The sequence below is a fragment of the Flavonifractor sp. genome (genome assembly GCF_019422385.1).
Taxonomy (GTDB): domain Bacteria; phylum Bacillota; class Clostridia; order Oscillospirales; family Oscillospiraceae; genus Flavonifractor; species Flavonifractor avistercoris.
Window position 1 is genome coordinate 1 of record NZ_JAHZDL010000062.1, and the last position, 15,400, is coordinate 15,400.

20 protein-coding genes are annotated in these 15,400 nt (G+C 68.4%); 9 read left to right on the forward strand and 11 right to left on the reverse strand.

Annotated elements, in window-relative coordinates; genetic code table 11:
- Positions 1-983 (forward strand): helicase-related protein (locus tag QZ378_RS08895; RefSeq protein ID WP_291258011.1); only part of this gene is annotated, 983 nt, incomplete at its 5' end.
- A 131-nt stretch (positions 984-1,114) separates the two neighbouring features.
- Here the strand turns inward: QZ378_RS08895 and QZ378_RS08900 are convergent.
- The 6 genes from QZ378_RS08900 to QZ378_RS08925 form a co-directional block, all read right to left on the reverse strand.
- The gene (locus QZ378_RS08900; RefSeq protein WP_291258012.1) at positions 1,115-1,876 is read right to left on the reverse strand and encodes an exodeoxyribonuclease III; all 762 of its coding nucleotides are present in this window, start codon (positions 1,874-1,876) and stop codon (positions 1,115-1,117) included.
- The gene (locus QZ378_RS08905; RefSeq protein WP_191379280.1) at positions 1,873-2,061 is read right to left on the reverse strand and encodes a DUF6440 family protein; all 189 of its coding nucleotides are present in this window, start codon (positions 2,059-2,061) and stop codon (positions 1,873-1,875) included. The genes QZ378_RS08900 and QZ378_RS08905 overlap by 4 nt, the downstream gene beginning before the upstream one ends.
- Positions 2,048-2,515 (reverse strand): methylated-DNA--[protein]-cysteine S-methyltransferase, encoded by a 468-nt coding sequence (locus tag QZ378_RS08910; RefSeq protein WP_291258013.1) that lies wholly within the window; start codon positions 2,513-2,515, stop codon positions 2,048-2,050. The genes QZ378_RS08905 and QZ378_RS08910 overlap by 14 nt, the downstream gene beginning before the upstream one ends.
- 10 nt (positions 2,516-2,525) lie before the next feature.
- On the reverse strand, positions 2,526-3,128 hold the full coding sequence (gene lexA, locus QZ378_RS08915; RefSeq protein ID WP_291258014.1) for a transcriptional repressor LexA: 603 nt from the start codon (positions 3,126-3,128) through the stop codon (positions 2,526-2,528).
- A gap of 78 nt (positions 3,129-3,206) precedes the next feature.
- Positions 3,207-3,587 (reverse strand): DUF5655 domain-containing protein, encoded by a 381-nt coding sequence (locus QZ378_RS08920; RefSeq protein ID WP_291258015.1) that lies wholly within the window; start codon positions 3,585-3,587, stop codon positions 3,207-3,209.
- A complete protein-coding gene (locus QZ378_RS08925; protein ID WP_291258016.1) occupies positions 3,584-4,939 on the reverse strand; it encodes an MATE family efflux transporter in 1,356 nt (451 codons plus the stop codon). The genes QZ378_RS08920 and QZ378_RS08925 overlap by 4 nt, the downstream gene beginning before the upstream one ends.
- A gap of 129 nt (positions 4,940-5,068) precedes the next feature.
- Between QZ378_RS08925 and QZ378_RS08930 the strand changes: the two genes are divergently transcribed.
- From QZ378_RS08930 to QZ378_RS08965, 8 genes are all read left to right on the forward strand, one after another.
- Positions 5,069-5,695, forward strand: a complete 627-nt coding sequence (locus QZ378_RS08930; RefSeq protein ID WP_291258017.1) for a hypothetical protein — start codon at positions 5,069-5,071, stop codon at positions 5,693-5,695.
- Entirely contained in the window at positions 5,692-5,958 is a 267-nt protein-coding gene (locus tag QZ378_RS08935) for a DUF1294 domain-containing protein (RefSeq protein WP_191529041.1), read from the forward strand. Before QZ378_RS08930 ends, QZ378_RS08935 begins: the two co-directional genes overlap by 4 nt.
- 26 nt (positions 5,959-5,984) lie before the next feature.
- Positions 5,985-7,373 carry an aminotransferase class V-fold PLP-dependent enzyme gene (locus QZ378_RS08940; protein WP_291258018.1) on the forward strand — a complete coding sequence of 463 codons (1,389 nt, stop codon included), beginning with the start codon at positions 5,985-5,987 and terminating at the stop codon, positions 7,371-7,373.
- A 39-nt stretch (positions 7,374-7,412) separates the two neighbouring features.
- Positions 7,413-7,736, forward strand: a complete 324-nt coding sequence (locus QZ378_RS08945) for a cyclic-di-AMP receptor (protein WP_087239700.1) — start codon at positions 7,413-7,415, stop codon at positions 7,734-7,736.
- A 6-nt stretch (positions 7,737-7,742) separates the two neighbouring features.
- A complete protein-coding gene (locus QZ378_RS08950; RefSeq protein ID WP_291258019.1) occupies positions 7,743-8,726 on the forward strand; it encodes a DNA polymerase III subunit delta in 984 nt (327 codons plus the stop codon).
- A gap of 127 nt (positions 8,727-8,853) precedes the next feature.
- Positions 8,854-10,065: a stage 0 sporulation family protein gene (locus QZ378_RS08955; RefSeq protein ID WP_291258020.1), complete on the forward strand. Its 1,212-nt coding sequence runs from the start codon at positions 8,854-8,856 to the stop codon at positions 10,063-10,065.
- Between the two features lie 60 nt (positions 10,066-10,125).
- The gene (locus QZ378_RS08960) at positions 10,126-10,695 is read left to right on the forward strand and encodes a sugar O-acetyltransferase (protein ID WP_291258021.1); all 570 of its coding nucleotides are present in this window, start codon (positions 10,126-10,128) and stop codon (positions 10,693-10,695) included.
- Between the two features lie 156 nt (positions 10,696-10,851).
- The gene (locus QZ378_RS08965; RefSeq protein ID WP_191379271.1) at positions 10,852-11,172 is read left to right on the forward strand and encodes a multidrug efflux SMR transporter; all 321 of its coding nucleotides are present in this window, start codon (positions 10,852-10,854) and stop codon (positions 11,170-11,172) included.
- A 146-nt stretch (positions 11,173-11,318) separates the two neighbouring features.
- On the opposite strand, the gene QZ378_RS08970 is transcribed toward QZ378_RS08965, so the two are convergent.
- The 5 genes from QZ378_RS08970 to QZ378_RS08990 form a co-directional block, all read right to left on the reverse strand.
- Positions 11,319-11,813: a pyridoxamine 5'-phosphate oxidase family protein gene (locus QZ378_RS08970; RefSeq protein WP_291258022.1), complete on the reverse strand. Its 495-nt coding sequence runs from the start codon at positions 11,811-11,813 to the stop codon at positions 11,319-11,321.
- Entirely contained in the window at positions 11,813-12,331 is a 519-nt protein-coding gene (gene bilS / locus QZ378_RS08975) for a flavodoxin family protein BilS (protein WP_291258023.1), read from the reverse strand. The genes QZ378_RS08970 and bilS overlap by 1 nt, the downstream gene beginning before the upstream one ends.
- 17 nt (positions 12,332-12,348) lie before the next feature.
- The gene (gene rnhA / locus QZ378_RS08980) at positions 12,349-12,789 is read right to left on the reverse strand and encodes a ribonuclease HI (protein WP_191402770.1); all 441 of its coding nucleotides are present in this window, start codon (positions 12,787-12,789) and stop codon (positions 12,349-12,351) included.
- A gap of 644 nt (positions 12,790-13,433) precedes the next feature.
- Positions 13,434-13,778 (reverse strand): SHOCT domain-containing protein, encoded by a 345-nt coding sequence (locus tag QZ378_RS08985; protein WP_191379267.1) that lies wholly within the window; start codon positions 13,776-13,778, stop codon positions 13,434-13,436.
- Between the two features lie 3 nt (positions 13,779-13,781).
- Positions 13,782-15,400 (reverse strand): DNA gyrase C-terminal beta-propeller domain-containing protein (locus QZ378_RS08990; RefSeq protein WP_291258024.1); only part of this gene is annotated, 1,619 nt, incomplete at its 5' end.

Here is a 15,400-nt window from a genome sequence, read left to right on the forward strand (position 1 = left end):
CCGCCGCCGCCATCCACGGCAACAAGAGCCAGACCGCCCGGCAGCAGGCCCTGGCCGACTTCAAGGCCGGCCGGGTGCAGGCCCTGGTGGCCACCGACATCGCCGCCCGGGGCCTGGACATTGAGGAGCTCTCCCACGTGTTCAACTACAACCTGCCCGACGTGCCCGAGACCTACGTCCACCGCATCGGCCGCACCGGCCGGGCGGGCCGCGGCGGCACCGCCATCTCCTTCTGCGACATCAACGAGAAGGAGGAGCTGAAAGCCATCGAGAAGCTCATCGGCAGGGCCGTACCGGTGGTGGAGAACCACCCCTGGCCCATGGAGATTCTGGAGCCCGCCCCCAAGGACAAGAAGGGCCGGGCGGTGAACCCGGAGGACGCGGAGGCCCGGGCCGCCGCGAAAGAGCGCCGCCGCCAGCGGGACGCGGCCAACAAGGCCGCCGCTGAGGCGCGCAAGGCCGCGGCCAACCAGAAGCTCATGGAGGCGGAGGCCCCCAAGGCCGAGCCTCTGGCGGAGACCCCCGCCAAGAAGCGGCGGAACCGGGGCAAGCGCAGCAGCGCCACCCTGGAGGAGGCCCTGACCGCCACCAACCCCGTCCGGCCCAGCGCGCCGGAGCCGGACTTTGCCGACTTCCGCAAGCCCGACCCCCTGGCCAGCGACGTGATCATGGACGCCACCGCCCGCCTGCTGGCCCCCCGGCCCCGCGCACAGGCCCCCAAAAAGCCCAAGGCGCCCAAGCAGGCGGCCAAGGCCCCCAAGGCGGAGGCCGTCCAGCCCCAGGGCCAGTCCAAGAAGGCCAACAAGAAAAAGGCCGCCCCCGCCGCCGAGCCCCTCCACAAAGAGGAGCCCCGCCGGAAGAAAAACCGGGGCTCCAAGGGCCGCCGGCCCGGCCGGCCCCCCGAGGTGGTGCTCCGCTCCAACGGGCAGAAGGACTCCACCGAGCAGCCCAGCCTGATGAAGCCCTACTACCTCAGCGATTAAACGGAACGCCCCCGCGCCGGATGGCAAGCCATCCCGGCGCGGGGGCGCTGTATTTCATTGGGCGGCGCAGCACAGGCGCGCCCCGCGAGGGGCCCCCCGGCAGACAGTGGGCCGGCCAGGTGTCCGGCCCACTACGGGGTATCCCGCAGCACCAGCTCCACGGGGCAGTGGTCGCTGCCGGTGACCTCGCTGTGGATGATCTGATCCTCCACCCGGGGCATGAGCCGGTCGGAGACGATGAAGTAGTCGATGCGCCACCCGGCGTTGTTCTTCCGGGCGTTGAAGCGGTAGCTCCACCAGGTGTAGGCCCCGGTCTTGTCCGGATAGAGGGCGCGGAAGGTGTCGGTAAAGCCGCTGGAGAGCAGGGCGGTCATCTTTCCCCGCTCCTGGTCGGAGAAGCCGGCGCTGCCCCGGTTGGTCTTGGGGTTTTTCAGGTCGATCTCCTCATGGGCCACGTTGAGATCGCCGCACAAAATCACCGGCTTGACCCTGTCCAGCTCCATGAGATAGTCCCGGAAGTCGTCCTCCCACTCCATGCGGTAGTCGATGCGGGCCAGCCCCTCCTGGGCGTTGGGGGTGTAGCAGCACACCAGGTAGAAATCGGAAAACTCCGCGGTGATCACCCTGCCCTCGTGGTCGTGCCGGTCGATGCCCAGGCCGCAGGTGACCTCCAGCGGCTCCACCCGGGTGAAGACGGCGGTGCCGGAATAGCCCTTCTTCTCCGCGCTGTTCCAGTACAGGGCATAGCCGGGCAGCTCCAGCTCGATCTGGTGGGGCTGGAGCTTGGTCTCCTGCAGGCAGATCACGTCGGCGTCCGCCCGGGCGGCGAAGTCGAGAAAGCCCTTGCCCAGACAGGCCCGCAGGCCGTTGACATTCCAGGTGACCAGCCTCATGCCTGGCCCTCCCTGGGGGCCCACTTCATGGGCTTCCCGTCGGCGTCCAGCAGGGGGGTGATCCCCCCGGCGTAGCCGCTGGCCATCTCCAGGTAGAGCACCCCTGTCTCGGTGTCCAGCAGGATGCGGGTGATGTCGGCCACCCCCTGGGTGTAGATAATCTGAAAGCGGTCATTTTTTCCCATACGCGGCTCCCTCCAGCTCCAGTAAAAATCGTTTCATGTCCAGGCCGCCGGCGTAGCCCGTCAGCGACCCGTCCGCCCCCACCACCCGGTGGCAGGGCAGGAAGATGGGCAGGGGATTGCGGTGGTTGGCCTGCCCCACCGCCCGGACGGCCCCGGGGCTGCCGATTTGCCGGGCCAGCGCCCCGTAGGTGACGGTCTTCCCCCAGGGCACCGCCGCCAGGGCGTCCCACACCCGCCTTTGAAAGGGCGTGCCCCGGGGCTCCAGGGGCACGGTGAAGGCCCGCCGCTCCCCCCGGAAGTATTCCAGCAGCTCCGCCCGGCCCCTGGCGAGCACCGGGGTCTCCTCCCCCGCCGGCTCCGCCGGCTGGTTGGGGAGGTAGAGGCGCCTCAGCGCCCCGCCCTCCTCCTCCAGGCCCAGGGGGCCCACAGGGGCGTCAAATACGATGCAGTTCATGGCGTCACCCTCAGTACCTCCGCACCACGGCCACCACCTTGCCCAGGATGGTGCAGCCGTCGCCGTCGATGGGCTCATACTCCGGGTTTTCCGGCATGAGCCAGACGTGGCCGTCCTTCCGGCGCAGGGTCTTGACCGTGGCCTCGTCCTCAAAGAGGGCCACCACGATCTCCCCGCTGTTGGCGTCCGGCTGCTGGTGCACCACCACCAGGTCGCCGGGCAGGATGCCCGCGTCCCTCATGGACTCCCCCCGCACCCGCAGGGCAAAGTGCTCCCCGGTGCGGCCGCCGGTGTCGAAGGTCAGGTAGTCCTCGATGCACTCCTGGGCCAGGATGGGGGCGCCGGCGGCCACATTGCCCACAATGGGCACCTGCCCCGACCCGGGGACGGCCTCCCCCTGCTCCGGACAGACGGTGATGGCCCGGGTCTTCCCCTTGTCCTTGGTGATCAGCCCCGCCGCCTCCAGCCCCTTCAGGTGGAAGTGGACGGTGGAGGGGGATTTGAGCCCCACGTGCTCCCCGATCTCCCGCACCGACGGGGGATAGCCGTGGCGGCCGGAGAAGGAGAGAATAAAGTCGTAGATCTGCTGCTGCTTGGGGGTGAGCGCACTCATGGCAGACCCTCCTCATGTCAGTTTGCGTCAATCTACCGTGAGTATAGCACAGAAGGGGCCCGATTGCAAACATTTGTTCTATCTCCCACGCTGTTTTGCCTGTGCGAATTGGTAGGCCTCCGCCAGCCAGGCCCGCAGCTGGCCGTCCGCCTCCTCCGGCCGGGAGAGCAGCAGGTGGTGGGTCCACCGGCCGGGGTAGGGCTCCACGGCCTGGAGGATGCGGGGGCTGTCCAGCCGGCGGTTGAGGCCGAAGGTGGCCAGCAGGGCGCCGGCCTTCCGGTCGGCGGCCCGCCGGGGGTGGGACAGCATGGCGAACAGATACGGGTTTCCCCAGGAAATCTGGGTCTTGGTCACCTTCCTGGTGCTCTCCCCGCAGGCCAGCACCGCCGCCTCATAGGCCTCGAAAATGGCGAGCTTCCTGGGGTCGCCCCCCAGGAAGGCCAGCACCTCGGCGGTCATGGCCTCCCCTCCCCCAGGACGGAGCGGTTCCACCGCCCGGTGCGCAGGTAGAGCAGCTGGAGCAGCACCTGCACCGCCGAGGCCGCCGGGGCGGCGATGCCGATCTGGAGCAGGGTCACCCCGGCGATGCGGCTCATGAAGAACACCACCGGCACCCGCACCAGGAAGGTGGCGGTGAGGTCGTTGAACAGGGTGAAGCCGGTGCGGCCGCAGCCGGCGTAGAAGCCGTTGAGGGTGAACACAAAGGTGACCAGGATGCAGTCGATGCTGTAGGTGCGCAGGTAGAGCACCCCGTGGCGGATCACCTCGGCGTCGGGGGTGAAGAGCCGCAGGGCCTGGCCGGGGAAGGCCTGGATCAGGGCGAACATGACCAGGTCGGCGATGAGGCACAGGAGGATGCCGACTTTCAGGGCCTGCCGCGCCCGGTCGGGCCGGCCGGCGCCCATGTTCTGGGCGGTCATGGCGGAGATGGCGGACATGAAGGCGGAGGGGAAGAGCATGATGAAGCCGGTGACCCGCTCCACCACCCCCACGGCGGCGGACTGGGCCAGCACGTCCATGTGGTTGACGATGGCGGTGATGATCAGGAAGGACAGGGTGACCAGCACGTTCTGCACCGCCACCGGCAGGCCCAGCCGCAGCAGCTTGGCCGCCTTCTCCCCCTGGGGCCGGAAGGAGGGCAGCTTGAAGTCAAAGGGGAAGTCCCGGTGCCGCAGCACCGCCAGGGCCAGAAGGAGGCTCACCCCCTGGGCGGCCACGGTGGCGATGGCGGCCCCGGCAGCCCCCAGGCCGAACACCCCCACCAGCAGCAGATCCCCCACGATGTTGATGACGCAGGCCACCAGCACAAAGTACATGGGCCGCTTGGAGTCCCCCAGGCCCCGGAGCACGGCGCTGACCATGTTGTACCCGGTGATGAACACCAGGCCGCAGGCGCAGATGAACAGGTACTGCCGGGCGGGGGCCACCGCCTCCGCCGGCACCTGCATCAGGGCCACGATGGCGTTGGTGGACAGGGCGAACACCAGGGCCAGGGCCACGGCGATGGCGGCGAAGAGGGTGAACAGGGTGCCGATGGAGCGGCTCACGTCCCCCCTCCGCCCGGCGCCCAGGTACTGGCCCACCAGCACCGTGCCGCCGGTGGACAGGCCGATGATGAAGTTGGTCACCGCCTGCATCACCTGGCTGCCGGTGGACACGGCGGTGATGCCCGCCTGGTCGTCAAACTGGCCCACCACGATGAGATCCACCGCGCCGTAGAGAAACTGCAGCAGCGAGGCCCCCAGGAAGGGCAGGGCGAACCGGATCAGAGCCCCCTTCACGTCCCCCTGGGTCAGGGAGGTCTGGGACATGGGATGATTCCTCCTTTTTTCCTTCGTACCCGGACAGTATAGCACCCCCCGGAGGGAAAGGCAACCTTTGACGGGAGGGGCCGCGGGTGCTATACTGAGTATAATTTCTCAGGAAAGGCAGCGGTTGCTTTGCGTGTATCTGTCTCCCATCCGGAGTGGATGGACATCACCGGCCCGGATGGGGCCGTCACCCACGGGGCCGACCAGGACTGGTTCCCCGACCCGTGGCAGCAGCGGGCGGGCTGCGGCCCCACCGCCGCCGCCCTGATCTTCGCCTACCTGTCCCAGCTGAGGCCGGAGTGGGCCCCCCTCTACCCCGAGGGGGTCATGGAGCGGGCGGCCTTCACCGCCCACATGGTGCGGGTGTGGGACTACGTCACCCCCCGGTTCCACGGCCTCAACCAGCCGGAGCTGATGGTGGAGGGCATGGCGGCCTACGCCGCCAGCCGGGGGCTCTCCCTCTCCCCCGCCCTGCTGGCCTTCCCGGCGGCCAGAACCAAGCGGCCCCCCTGGGAGGAGGTGGAGGACTTTGTCCGCCGGAGCCTGGCGCGGGACTGCCCCGTGGCCTTCCTCAACCTCCACAACGGCAGGGTGAAGGAGCTGGACTGGTGGCACTGGGTCACCATCACCGCCCTGGAGGACGGCCGGGCCGAGATTCTGGACAGCGGAAACCGCCTCACCATCGACTTTCATCTGTGGTATGAGACCACCCGCCGGCGGGGCGGCTTCGTCTCCGCCCTGGGGGAGCGCCTATGAAGTGGCTGCTTATCTGGGTGCTGGCCCTCAGCATGCTGGACTTTGTCCTCATGGGTGTGGACAAGCGGCGGGCCAGGCAGAACCGCCGCCGCGTCCCGGAAAAGACCTTTTTCCTGGCGGCCCTGCTGGGCGGCTCCCCCGGGGCCATCGCGGGCATGTGGCTCTTCCGCCACAAGACCCGCCACTGGTACTTCCAATACGGCCTGCCCGCCATCCTGATTGCCCAGCTGGCCCTGGGCCTCTGGCTGGCCCGGCTGCTGTGAGAGTTTCCACATCCGGAGGTGAGACCGTGGAAAATACCCCCCTGTACGACGCCCTGCGGGCCTTTGCCGCCGCCCGCCCCCTGCGCATGCACATGCCCGGCCACAAGGGCCGCCCCCTCCCCGCCCCCGAGCTGGCGGGCCTGTCCGCCCTGGACTTCACCGAGCTGCCCCCCACCGGCGACCTCTTCTCCGGCGGGGACGCCATCGAGGCGGCGGAGGAGCTGTGGGCAAAGGCGTTCCGCATGGCCCACTGCCTCTTCCTCACCGGCGGCGCCACCCAGGGGGTGCAGGCCGCCCTGGCCCTGGCCTGCAGGCCGGGGGACGCGGTACTGCTGGATCGGGGAAGCCACCGCTCCGCCTATAACGCCCTGGCCCTGCTGGATCTCCGCCCCGTGTACCTGGAGCGGCCCTGGCTGCCCCAGGCGGGGGTCACCGGGCCGGTCTCGTCCCAATCGGTGGAGCAGGCCCTGAAAACCCGCCCGGACATCAAGACAGTCTGTATTACCTCACCCACATATTACGGCGTGTTGTCAGATCTGCCCGCCCTGGCGGCGGTGTGCCGCGCCCACGGGGCCGTCCTGGTGGTGGACGGGGCCCACGGGGCCCACCTGCCCTTCCTGGGCAATTTTGACCTGGCCGCCGCCGATCTGGCGGTGGTGTCCGCCCACAAAACCCTCCCCGCCCCGGGGCAGAGCGCCCTGCTGCTGGCGGGGGGATCCAGAACGGCGGGGGCAAGCCCCCGCCCTACCGCAGATGCGCTGGCCTCCCGCTGCTTCACCCAGGCGGAGCTGCGGTGGGCCGCCTCCCTCACCGGCTCCTCCAGCCCGTCCTATGTGCTCATGGCCGCCCTGGACGTGTGCCGGGCTTATATGGAGGCGGAGGGGGCGGCGGCCTACCGGGAGACGGCGGAGGCGGTGGCCGCCCTGCGGCGTCACTACCCGTCCCTGACGGAGGGGGACGCCCCTCTCGACCCGGCCCGGTTCGTCCTGCGCTGCTCCGGCGGCTTCGCCGCCCAGGAGAAGCTGGAGGCGCTGGGGGTGTGGCCGGAGATGGCCGACGCCGGCCACGTGGTGTTTATCCCCACCTGCGCCGACGGCCCGGAGCAGTTCGCCCGGCTCCGCGCCGCCCTGGACACCCTGACACCGGGGGACTGCCCCCCCTTCCCGCCGCCGCCCCCCCTGCCGGAGGCCGTCCTCACCCCCCGGCAGGCCCTCTTCTCCCCCCGGGAGCACCTCCCCCTGGCCCGGGCGGAGGGGCGGGTGTGCGCCCAGCAGATCGCCCCCTATCCGCCGGGGGTGCCGGTGGTGGCCCCGGGAGAGCGAATTTGCAAAAAAAGTATCGCATATTTGGATGAAATAGGTTATAATACTCGGGAGGACATTGCGGTCGTGCCGCAGTCTGTGTGTGTTTCATAGGATTGGTTCAGAGCACCTTTTCTATAGGAGGGAGAAATCATGAAGCTGATTCTTGCCATCATCAACCACGATGACGCCAACACCGTCACCCAGTCCCTGACCAAGAAGGGCTTTTCGTCCACCAAGCTGGCCACCACCGGCGGCTTCCTGATGGCGGGCAACGTGACCATCCTCATCGGCGTGGATGAGGAGAAGGTGCAGACCGTCATCGACATCATCCGGGAGCACTCCCACAGCCGCAAGCAGATGATCCCCACCGCCAGCGAGATGAGCTACGGCTACTACCCCTCCATGCCCGTGGAGGTGGTGGTGGGCGGCGCCACCATCTTCGTGGTGGATATTGAGCGGTTTGAGCGGGTGTAAGGCCCCATGAACCTGACGCGCCTGGCGGGCAACGGCCCCCTGAAGCGGCAGCTGGAGCTGGAGACCGCCCGGCGGGGCCTGTCCCACGCGTACATCCTCAGCGGCCCGGCGGGCTCCGGCAAGCGGACGCTGGCCGGGCTGCTTGCCGCCGCCCTGGTGTGCACCGGCGGGGGGGAGCGCCCCTGCCTGTCCTGCCCCGGCTGCCGCAAGGCCCTGGCGGGCATCCACCCGGACATCGTCCGGGCGGGGGACGACGGGAAGGACATCTCCGTGGCCCAGGTGCGCCAGCTCCGGGCCGACGCCTACATCCGGCCCAATGAGGCCGACCGGAAGATCTACATCCTGGAAAATGCCCAGACCATGAACCCCAGCGCCCAGAACGCCATGCTCAAGCTGCTGGAGGAGGGGCCGGCCTACGCCGCCTTCCTCCTGCTCACCGACAACGCCGCCGCCCTGCTGCCCACGGTGCGCTCCCGGTGTGAGCTGCTCCCCCTCTCCCCCGTCACCGAGGCGGAGGCGGAGGAGTGGCTGGCCGGCCGCTTCCCCGACCGTTCCCCGGAGGAGCGGCGGCAGGCCGCCCGGCGGTGCGAGGGCCTGCTGGGCCGGGCGGTGTCCCTGCTGGAGGGGCAGGCCGGCGGGGAGGACAAGGCCCTCTCCGCCGCGCTGGAGCTGGTGAGGCGCCTGGCCGCCCGGGACGAGCTGGCCCTGGCCGAGCACTGCGTCACCCTGGAGAAGTGGGATCGGGACGGCCTGCGGCAGGTGCTGGACGAGACCGTCCTGCTGCTGCGGGACGCCCTGCTCTGCGCCGCCGGCGCCCCCTGCGAGGCCGATCCCGTCCGGCGGGAGGCGGCCCGGAACGCCGCCGCGGCCCTGTCCCCCAGGGCCCTCAGCCGGGCGGTGTCCGCGGCGGAGCGCCTGCGGGACGCCCTCACCTACAACGTCGGCGCCGGCCACCTGGCCGGCTGGCTGGCCGCGGCGCTGAGCGCCTGAGTAGGGGCGCACCTGTGTGTGCGCCCGCCTGTGGGAACGGGCCGACACGCAGGTCGGCCCCTACAAAGGGTTCCATGCCGGTACCGCCGGGGGAAAATCCCACGTTTCAACAGAATCGGAGGAAATTATGACCGAGATCATCGGCGTCCGCTTCAAGAGCGGAGGCAAGCAATACTATTTCGACCCCCAGGGCCAGACGGTGGAGCCGGGCCAGGGGGTGATTATCGAGACCTCCCGGGGCCTGGAGTACGGCGAGTGCGCCCAGGGCAACACCATGGTGGAGGATGAGGCGGTGGTGCCCCCCCTGCGCCCCCTGATCCGCCTGGCCACCGACAGGGATCTGGAGACGGTGGAGAAGAACCGGGAGAAGGAGAAGAAGGCCTTCGCCATCTGCCAGGAGAAGATCGCCGCCCACGGGCTGGAGATGAAGCTGGTGGAGGTGGAGTACAGCTTTGAGGGCAACAAGATCCTCTTCTTCTTCACCGCCGAGGGCCGGGTGGACTTCCGGGCCCTGGTGAAGGATCTGGCCGGGGTGTTCCACGCCCGCATCGAGCTGCGGCAGATCGGCGTGCGGGACGAGGCCAAGATGCTGGGGGGCCTGGGCATCTGCGGCAAGCCCTTCTGCTGCGCCACCTTCCTGGACGAGTTCCAGCCCGTGTCCATCAAGATGGCCAAGACCCAGAACCTGTCCCTCAACCCCACCAAGATCTCGGGCACCTGCGGGCGGCTCATGTGCTGCCTGAAGTACGAGCAGGAGGCCTATGAGGACGCGGTGCACCGCATGCCCAAGAACGAGTCCTTTGTGGAGACCCCCGAGGGGGTGGGCACCGTCACCCAGGTGAACCTGCTGAAGGAGACGGTGAAGGTGCGCCTGGAGGAGCAGCCGGAGAGCCCCAAGTGCTTCCACAACTGCGAGATCTGCGTGGTGCGCAACGGCAAGGGCAAGATTCCCGAGGGGTACGTGCCCCCGCCGCCGGAGGAGCTGGCCAAGCTGCGCAAGGTCACCCCGGCGGAGGAGCCCCGCCATCTGGCGGGCAGCCTGGACGTGGCCCTGAGCCACCTGGGCGTGGACGCCCAGCCCCAGCCGGAGGAGAAGCCGGAGGGGAGCTCCCGCCGCTCCCGCCGCCGGGGCCGCGGCGGCTCCAAGTCCGGCCAGGCCGGGCAGCAGCCCGCCCCCCAGCGGGAGGACAAGCCCGCCCAGCAGCCCCCCAGGCAGCGCCCCCCCAGGCCGGAGGGCGAGGGCCAGAGCGCCGGGGAGAAGTCCGGGGAGAAGAAGCGCCGCCGCCGCTGGCGGGGCCGTCCCCGGGGCGGGGACAAGGGCCCCAAGCCGGAGGGCTGAGAAAGCAGAGCAGAGCGGGCGGCCAAATGGCCGCCCGCTTTTGAGAGAGGAGCAATCCCCATGACGGAATATGAGAAGATGCTGGCCGGGGAGTGGTATCTCCCCTGTGATCCGGAACTGGCCGCCCTCCACCAGCGGGCGGTGGCGCTGTGCTATGCCGCCAACCACCTGCCGCCGGGGCGGGAGGCGGAGCGGATGGAGCTGCTGCGCCCCCTCTTCGGCAAAACCGGGGCGGGGTTCACCATCACCCCGGATTTCCACTGCGACTACGGCGGCAACATCACCCTGGGGGAGGATTTTTACGCCAACTACAACCTGGTGATCCTGGACTGCGCGCCGGTAACCTTCGGGGACAACGTGCTGGTGGGGCCCGGCTGCGGGTTCTACACCGCCATCCACCCCCTGGACGCCGCCCACCGGGCCACCGGGGAGGAGAAGGCCGCCCCCATCACCGTGGGCAGCGACGTGTGGTTCGGCGGGAACGTCACCGTCCTGCCCGGGGTCACCATCGGCGACGGGGCGGTGATCGGCGCGGGCAGCGTGGTCACCCGCGACATCCCGCCGGGCGTGGTGGCGGCGGGCAACCCCTGCCGGGTGCTCCGCCCCGTGGATCAGGAGCAGGCCCCTTGACAGGGCGGGGAATTGATGGTATCATTCCCCTTGTCAAATTCATAGATTTGCCGCCGGGTAAATAGAAGCGCAGGCGTTTGTACCGATAGGCCTTTTTGCAGGTACAAACCAACCACGCTTCTTTTTTTTACGGCAAATGGAGAGGAGTTTTTTGTTATGGCATGGCTGTTCCTGCTGGTGGCCGGCGCGCTGGAGGTGTTCTGGTCTACCTGCCTGAAGTTCTCCCAGGGGCTGACGGTGCCCAAGTTCACCGTCTGCACCATCGTGGGCATGGTGCTCAGCTTCGTGTTCCTGTCCCAGGCCACCAAGGTGCTCCCCCTGGGCACCTCCTACGCCATCTGGACAGGCATCGGCGCCCTGGGCGCGGTGGTGGTGGGCGTGGTGATCTTCCACGAGTCCCTCTCCCCCGCCCGGCTGTTGTTTGTGGCCCTCCTGCTGGTGGGCATCATCGGCCTGAAGGCCACCTCGGGGCACTGAGGAGGAGATGTCCGTGACTCTGGCTATGCCCTGCGGGCCATCCAATATCTCCAGCGGGATGCCCTGGTCACCACAGAGCAGGTGGAGGCCGCAGAATAAAAGCAGAAAGACGCGCGCCTGGTACAACACCCGGCGCGCGTCCTGCATTATTTCTCTCCGGCCTGGAGCAGCTCGGTGGCCTGCTTGCCGGAGAGGTGCTCCACCGTCATCTCCAGCATGCACAGGGGGGCCCACTCGCTGTCGATGTAGCGGTTCCGGTGTTCCGGCGTGTCGCCGGGGTGGTACTTGAGGGCCAGCCGCTCCACGGCGGCGCGCCTCTCCCCGTCGTCCCCGATCACCCGGATGCGGCCGAAGGCGATCACGCTGCGGAAATAGGTGGTGTACTCCTCCGGCACCACGCGATCCTGGTCGATGACGCAGAAGGAGGCCTTGTCGCACCGGGCGACGGCGTCGAGCTTGTGACCCTCCCTGGCGCAGTGGAAGAGCAGCTTCCCGTCCTCATACAGATAGCTCAGGGGCACCGCGTAGGGGTAGCCGTCGTCGCCGGCCAGGGCCAGCACGCCGGAGGTGCCCCGGCTCAGCACCGCCTCGCAGTCGGCCCGGGACAGGGCCTGCCTCTTTCTTCTCAGCTCGCGGAACATCAGCGCTCCTCCTCCCGTTTCAGAATGGCCCGGGTAAAGCTCCGGGCGCCCTCCAGATCCCCCGGATCCGGGTGGGTTTTGGCGTGGTCGTAGGCCGCCAGCATGTTCTCCAGACGCTTGTCGCCGGGGTGCTCCGCCAGCTGGGCCTCATACCGCTCCCGTACCGCCGGCGGCATCTTCCCCGGGCAGAACCAGGCGTCCACCACCCGGCTGTCCGCCGGCAGCTCCGCCTTGAACCGGTCTCCCAGGGAGGCGAAATAGCTCTCCGACAGGCCGAAGCCCGCCGTGCCGAACAGGACGACGTTCTTGCCGTGGAGGGTGTGGAGAAACGCCCGCATCTCCGGCGCGCAGGTTCCCCTGTCCGTCCAGGAGCCGGCAAACACCAGCTCCGCCTCCCCCACGTCCGCCGGCGGCGGGCCGAAGGCCACGATCTCGTGGCCCGAGCACCCCTCCCGGACTGCCAGGGCCACCTGGGCGGTGTTCCCCGTCTGACTGGCAAATATGATGGCTACTTTCATGGACGAACCTCCTTTTCTCACTGCTTGAACCTGCGGCTCTCCGCCACCGCCAGCTCGTCGCAGCGGTTGTTGTTGGGATTGTCAGCGTGGCCCTTGACCCAGTGGAGGCGGACGGTGTGCTTCTCGCACAGCTCCAGCAGCCTCTCCCACAGATCCGGGTTGAGGGCCGGCTTCTTGTCCGCCTTGACCCAGCCCCGGGCCCTCCAGCCCTTGGCCCAGCCCTTTTGCAGGGCGTCGATGACGTATTTGGAGTCGGAGTAGAGCTCCACAATGCAGGGCTCCTTCAGCGCCTCCAGCGCCGTGATCACCCCGGTGAGCTCCATCCGGTTGTTGGTGGTGTGGGCCTCCCCGCCGGAGAGCTCCTTGCGGAACTCCCCGTACTGGAGGATCGCCCCCCACCCGCCGGGGCCCGGATTGCCCGAACAGGCCCCGTCGGTGTAAATGGTGACTGTTTTCATGTTTTGGTTCCTTTATCCAATATCCGCACGCCGCAGGGGTTCATCAGGTGCGTCCCTGCGGACGGCGCGCCGAGTCGTCGCGCCCCACGGACAGCCGCCGCAAGTGCCCCGCTTTTTCAGAGGCATGGCACCGACGGCGGCCCGGCGGGCCAGGCCGGTACAGCACAGCGGTCATCAGGGCCTGCGGGGTAATCCCGATGCGTGCCACCCAAGGCGCGGCAGCGCCTGTGACACGACTGCCAATAGAGCGGGCGGCAATGCCAGCCCGGTCTTTGCCCTGTCCGTACAGCCCACCGCCGCCATGAGCCCCCGTTTGGGGGGCTGGGGTCGAAGGCGCCGGGGGCGCCTTCGATGAAAATCCATGCGAAGCCTCCTTTTTGAAAAGGCGGAAAGCCCCCCGGCCCTTCTTTCCCCCCATTTCTTCGGGAAGAAATGGGGGCGCCCGCCGCGTCGGAGGCGCCGGGGGCGCTTCCGATAAAAATCCAGCGAAGCCACCTTCAAAAAAGCGGCGCGCCCCGCGAGGGGCCCCCTGGCAGGTGGACGGCGCGCCGAGTCGTCGCGCCCCACGGGGCAGGCGGTTGCAGGGGCAAGCGGGCGGATGATATCCGCCCCTACGGCGTGTCCGCGCCGGACGGGACTGCTTTTTACAGCTCCTTGAGGATCTCCTGCCGCTTGCGCTCGTACTCCTCCGGGGTGATGAGCTTCTGCTCATAGAGGGCGCGGAGGGTCTCCAGACGCTGCTGCACGTCCTCGGGTTTTCCACACTCCTCGTCCTCGATGTGGATTTCCGGGCCGGTATACTTCTTGCCGAAGGCCTGGTAGAAGCTGGCGGCAGTGATGCCGGCGGCCAGGAGCGTCCACAGCACGCCGAAGGGGCCGAATACGGGGATGGCCACAAACAGGCCGATGCCCACGAAGATGATCCCCGCCACGCCGCCGAAGACGGAGCCGGCCTTGCTGGGCCGGTAGGTGACGCGCTTTCTGCCCATTGCTTACTCCTCCCCGGTGGGGGCGTCCCCGGCGGCCTGGGCGTCGGCGGGCTCCTCCTCGTCCTCCTCGTGGTCGGTGCGGGCGAAGGAGATCACCTTGACCCCCTCCTCCAGGTTCATGATCTTCACGCCCTGGGCGGCGCGGCTGTAGGTGGAGATGCCGGCGGCGGCCATGCGGATGATCACGCCGGCGTCGTTGATGACCAGGATGTCGTCGGCGTCGCTGACCACCTTGACCCCCACCACGGGGCCGGTCTTTTCCGTGACATTATAGCCCTTCAGGCCGAAGCCGCCCCGCTTCTGGGGCCCGTCGGCGCGGATATACTCGTCCATCTCGGTGCGCTTGCCGTAGCCGTGCTCGGTGATCATCAGCACCTGGTGATCCCGCTTGGCCCGGGCGGCGCCCACCACCCAGTCGCCCTCCCGCAGCTTGATGCCGCGCACGCCGCAGGCGTCCCGGCCCATGCAGCGCACGTCGTCCTCGTGGAAGCAGATGGTCATGCCGTCGTGGGTGGCGATGAGGATGGCCTGATTGCCGTCGGTCTCCCGCACGCAGATGAGCTCGTCCCCCTCCTCCAGGGTGATGCAGCGGATGCCCGCCTTGCGGGCGGTGTGGATGGAGGAGAGCTGGATGCGCTTGACGGTGCCGCTGCGGGTAACCATCACCAGGTAGCGATCCTCGGGGAAGTCCCGCAGGTGGATCATGGCGGTGACCTTCTCGTCGGACTCGATGGGCAGGATGTTCACCAGGTTGGTGCCCTTGGCGGTGCGGCCGGCCTCGGGGATCTGGTAGCCCTTCTTCCGGTGAACCCGGCCCTTGTTGGTGAAAAAGAGGATAAAGTCGTGGGTGGAGGCGGTGAACACCGTGTCCACGTAGTCCTCCTCCTTGGTTGCCATGGCGGTGATGCCCTTGCCGCCCCGGCGCTGGGCCTTGTAGGAGGACGCGGCGGTGCGCTTGATATAGCCGCCGGCGGTGAGGGTGAAGACGCACTCCTCCTCCTCAATGAGATCCTCGATGTCGATCTCGTCCTCCACGTCCTGGATCTCGGTGACGCGCTCGTCGCCGTACTTGTCCCGGATGGCGGTGAGCTCCTCCTTGAGGACGCCGCGGATCTTCTCCTCACTGGCGAGCAGCTCGTTGAAGTAGGCGATGCGCGCCTCCAGCTCCCTGTACTCGTTCTCCAGCTTCTCCTTCTCCAGGCCCTGGAGCCGCTTGAGCTGCATGTCCAGGATGGCCTGGGCCTGCACCTCGTCCAGGCCGAAGCGGGCGCACAGCCGCTCCCTGGCGTCGTCGTAGCTCTCCCGGATGGTCTGGATCACCGCGTCGATGTTCTCCTCGGCGATCAGCAGGCCCTCCAGCAGGTGGGCCCGCTCCTGGGCCTTTTTCAGGTCAAAGCGGGTGCGGCGGACGATGATCTCCTCCTGGAAGGCGATATACTCGTCCAGGATGTGCCGCAGGGAGAGGATCTTGGGCTGGGACTGGTTCTGCACCAGGGCCAGCATGTTGATGGCGAAGGTGGTCTGCAGCTGGGTCTGGGCAAAGAGCCGGTTGAGCACCACCTGGGGGTTGGCGTCCCGCTTGAGCTCGATGACCACCCGCATGCCGTTGCGGTCGGACTCGT

What these genes read in the sequence shown, in the direction of transcription:
- lexA (WP_291258014.1), bottom strand. Translation starts at nt 3,128, where the DNA reads ATGAGTGCGCTCACCCCCAAGCAGCAGCAGATCTACGACTTTATTCTC.
- QZ378_RS08970 (WP_291258022.1), bottom strand. Translation starts at nt 11,813, where the DNA reads ATGTTCCGCGAGCTGAGAAGAAAGAGGCAGGCCCTGTCCCGGGCCGAC.
- QZ378_RS08910 (WP_291258013.1), bottom strand. Translation starts at nt 2,515, where the DNA reads ATGAACTGCATCGTATTTGACGCCCCTGTGGGCCCCCTGGGCCTGGAG.
- QZ378_RS08905 (WP_191379280.1), bottom strand. Translation starts at nt 2,061, where the DNA reads ATGGGAAAAAATGACCGCTTTCAGATTATCTACACCCAGGGGGTGGCC.
- bilS (WP_291258023.1), bottom strand. Translation starts at nt 12,331, where the DNA reads ATGAAAGTAGCCATCATATTTGCCAGTCAGACGGGGAACACCGCCCAG.
- QZ378_RS08965 (WP_191379271.1), top strand. Translation starts at nt 10,852, where the DNA reads ATGGCATGGCTGTTCCTGCTGGTGGCCGGCGCGCTGGAGGTGTTCTGG.
- QZ378_RS08960 (WP_291258021.1), top strand. Translation starts at nt 10,126, where the DNA reads ATGACGGAATATGAGAAGATGCTGGCCGGGGAGTGGTATCTCCCCTGT.
- QZ378_RS08935 (WP_191529041.1), top strand. Translation starts at nt 5,692, where the DNA reads ATGAAGTGGCTGCTTATCTGGGTGCTGGCCCTCAGCATGCTGGACTTT.
- QZ378_RS08900 (WP_291258012.1), bottom strand. Translation starts at nt 1,876, where the DNA reads ATGAGGCTGGTCACCTGGAATGTCAACGGCCTGCGGGCCTGTCTGGGC.
- rnhA (WP_191402770.1), bottom strand. Translation starts at nt 12,789, where the DNA reads ATGAAAACAGTCACCATTTACACCGACGGGGCCTGTTCGGGCAATCCG.
- QZ378_RS08945 (WP_087239700.1), top strand. Translation starts at nt 7,413, where the DNA reads ATGAAGCTGATTCTTGCCATCATCAACCACGATGACGCCAACACCGTC.
- QZ378_RS08925 (WP_291258016.1), bottom strand. Translation starts at nt 4,939, where the DNA reads ATGTCCCAGACCTCCCTGACCCAGGGGGACGTGAAGGGGGCTCTGATC.
- QZ378_RS08920 (WP_291258015.1), bottom strand. Translation starts at nt 3,587, where the DNA reads ATGACCGCCGAGGTGCTGGCCTTCCTGGGGGGCGACCCCAGGAAGCTC.
- QZ378_RS08950 (WP_291258019.1), top strand. Translation starts at nt 7,743, where the DNA reads ATGAACCTGACGCGCCTGGCGGGCAACGGCCCCCTGAAGCGGCAGCTG.
- QZ378_RS08955 (WP_291258020.1), top strand. Translation starts at nt 8,854, where the DNA reads ATGACCGAGATCATCGGCGTCCGCTTCAAGAGCGGAGGCAAGCAATAC.
- QZ378_RS08985 (WP_191379267.1), bottom strand. Translation starts at nt 13,778, where the DNA reads ATGGGCAGAAAGCGCGTCACCTACCGGCCCAGCAAGGCCGGCTCCGTC.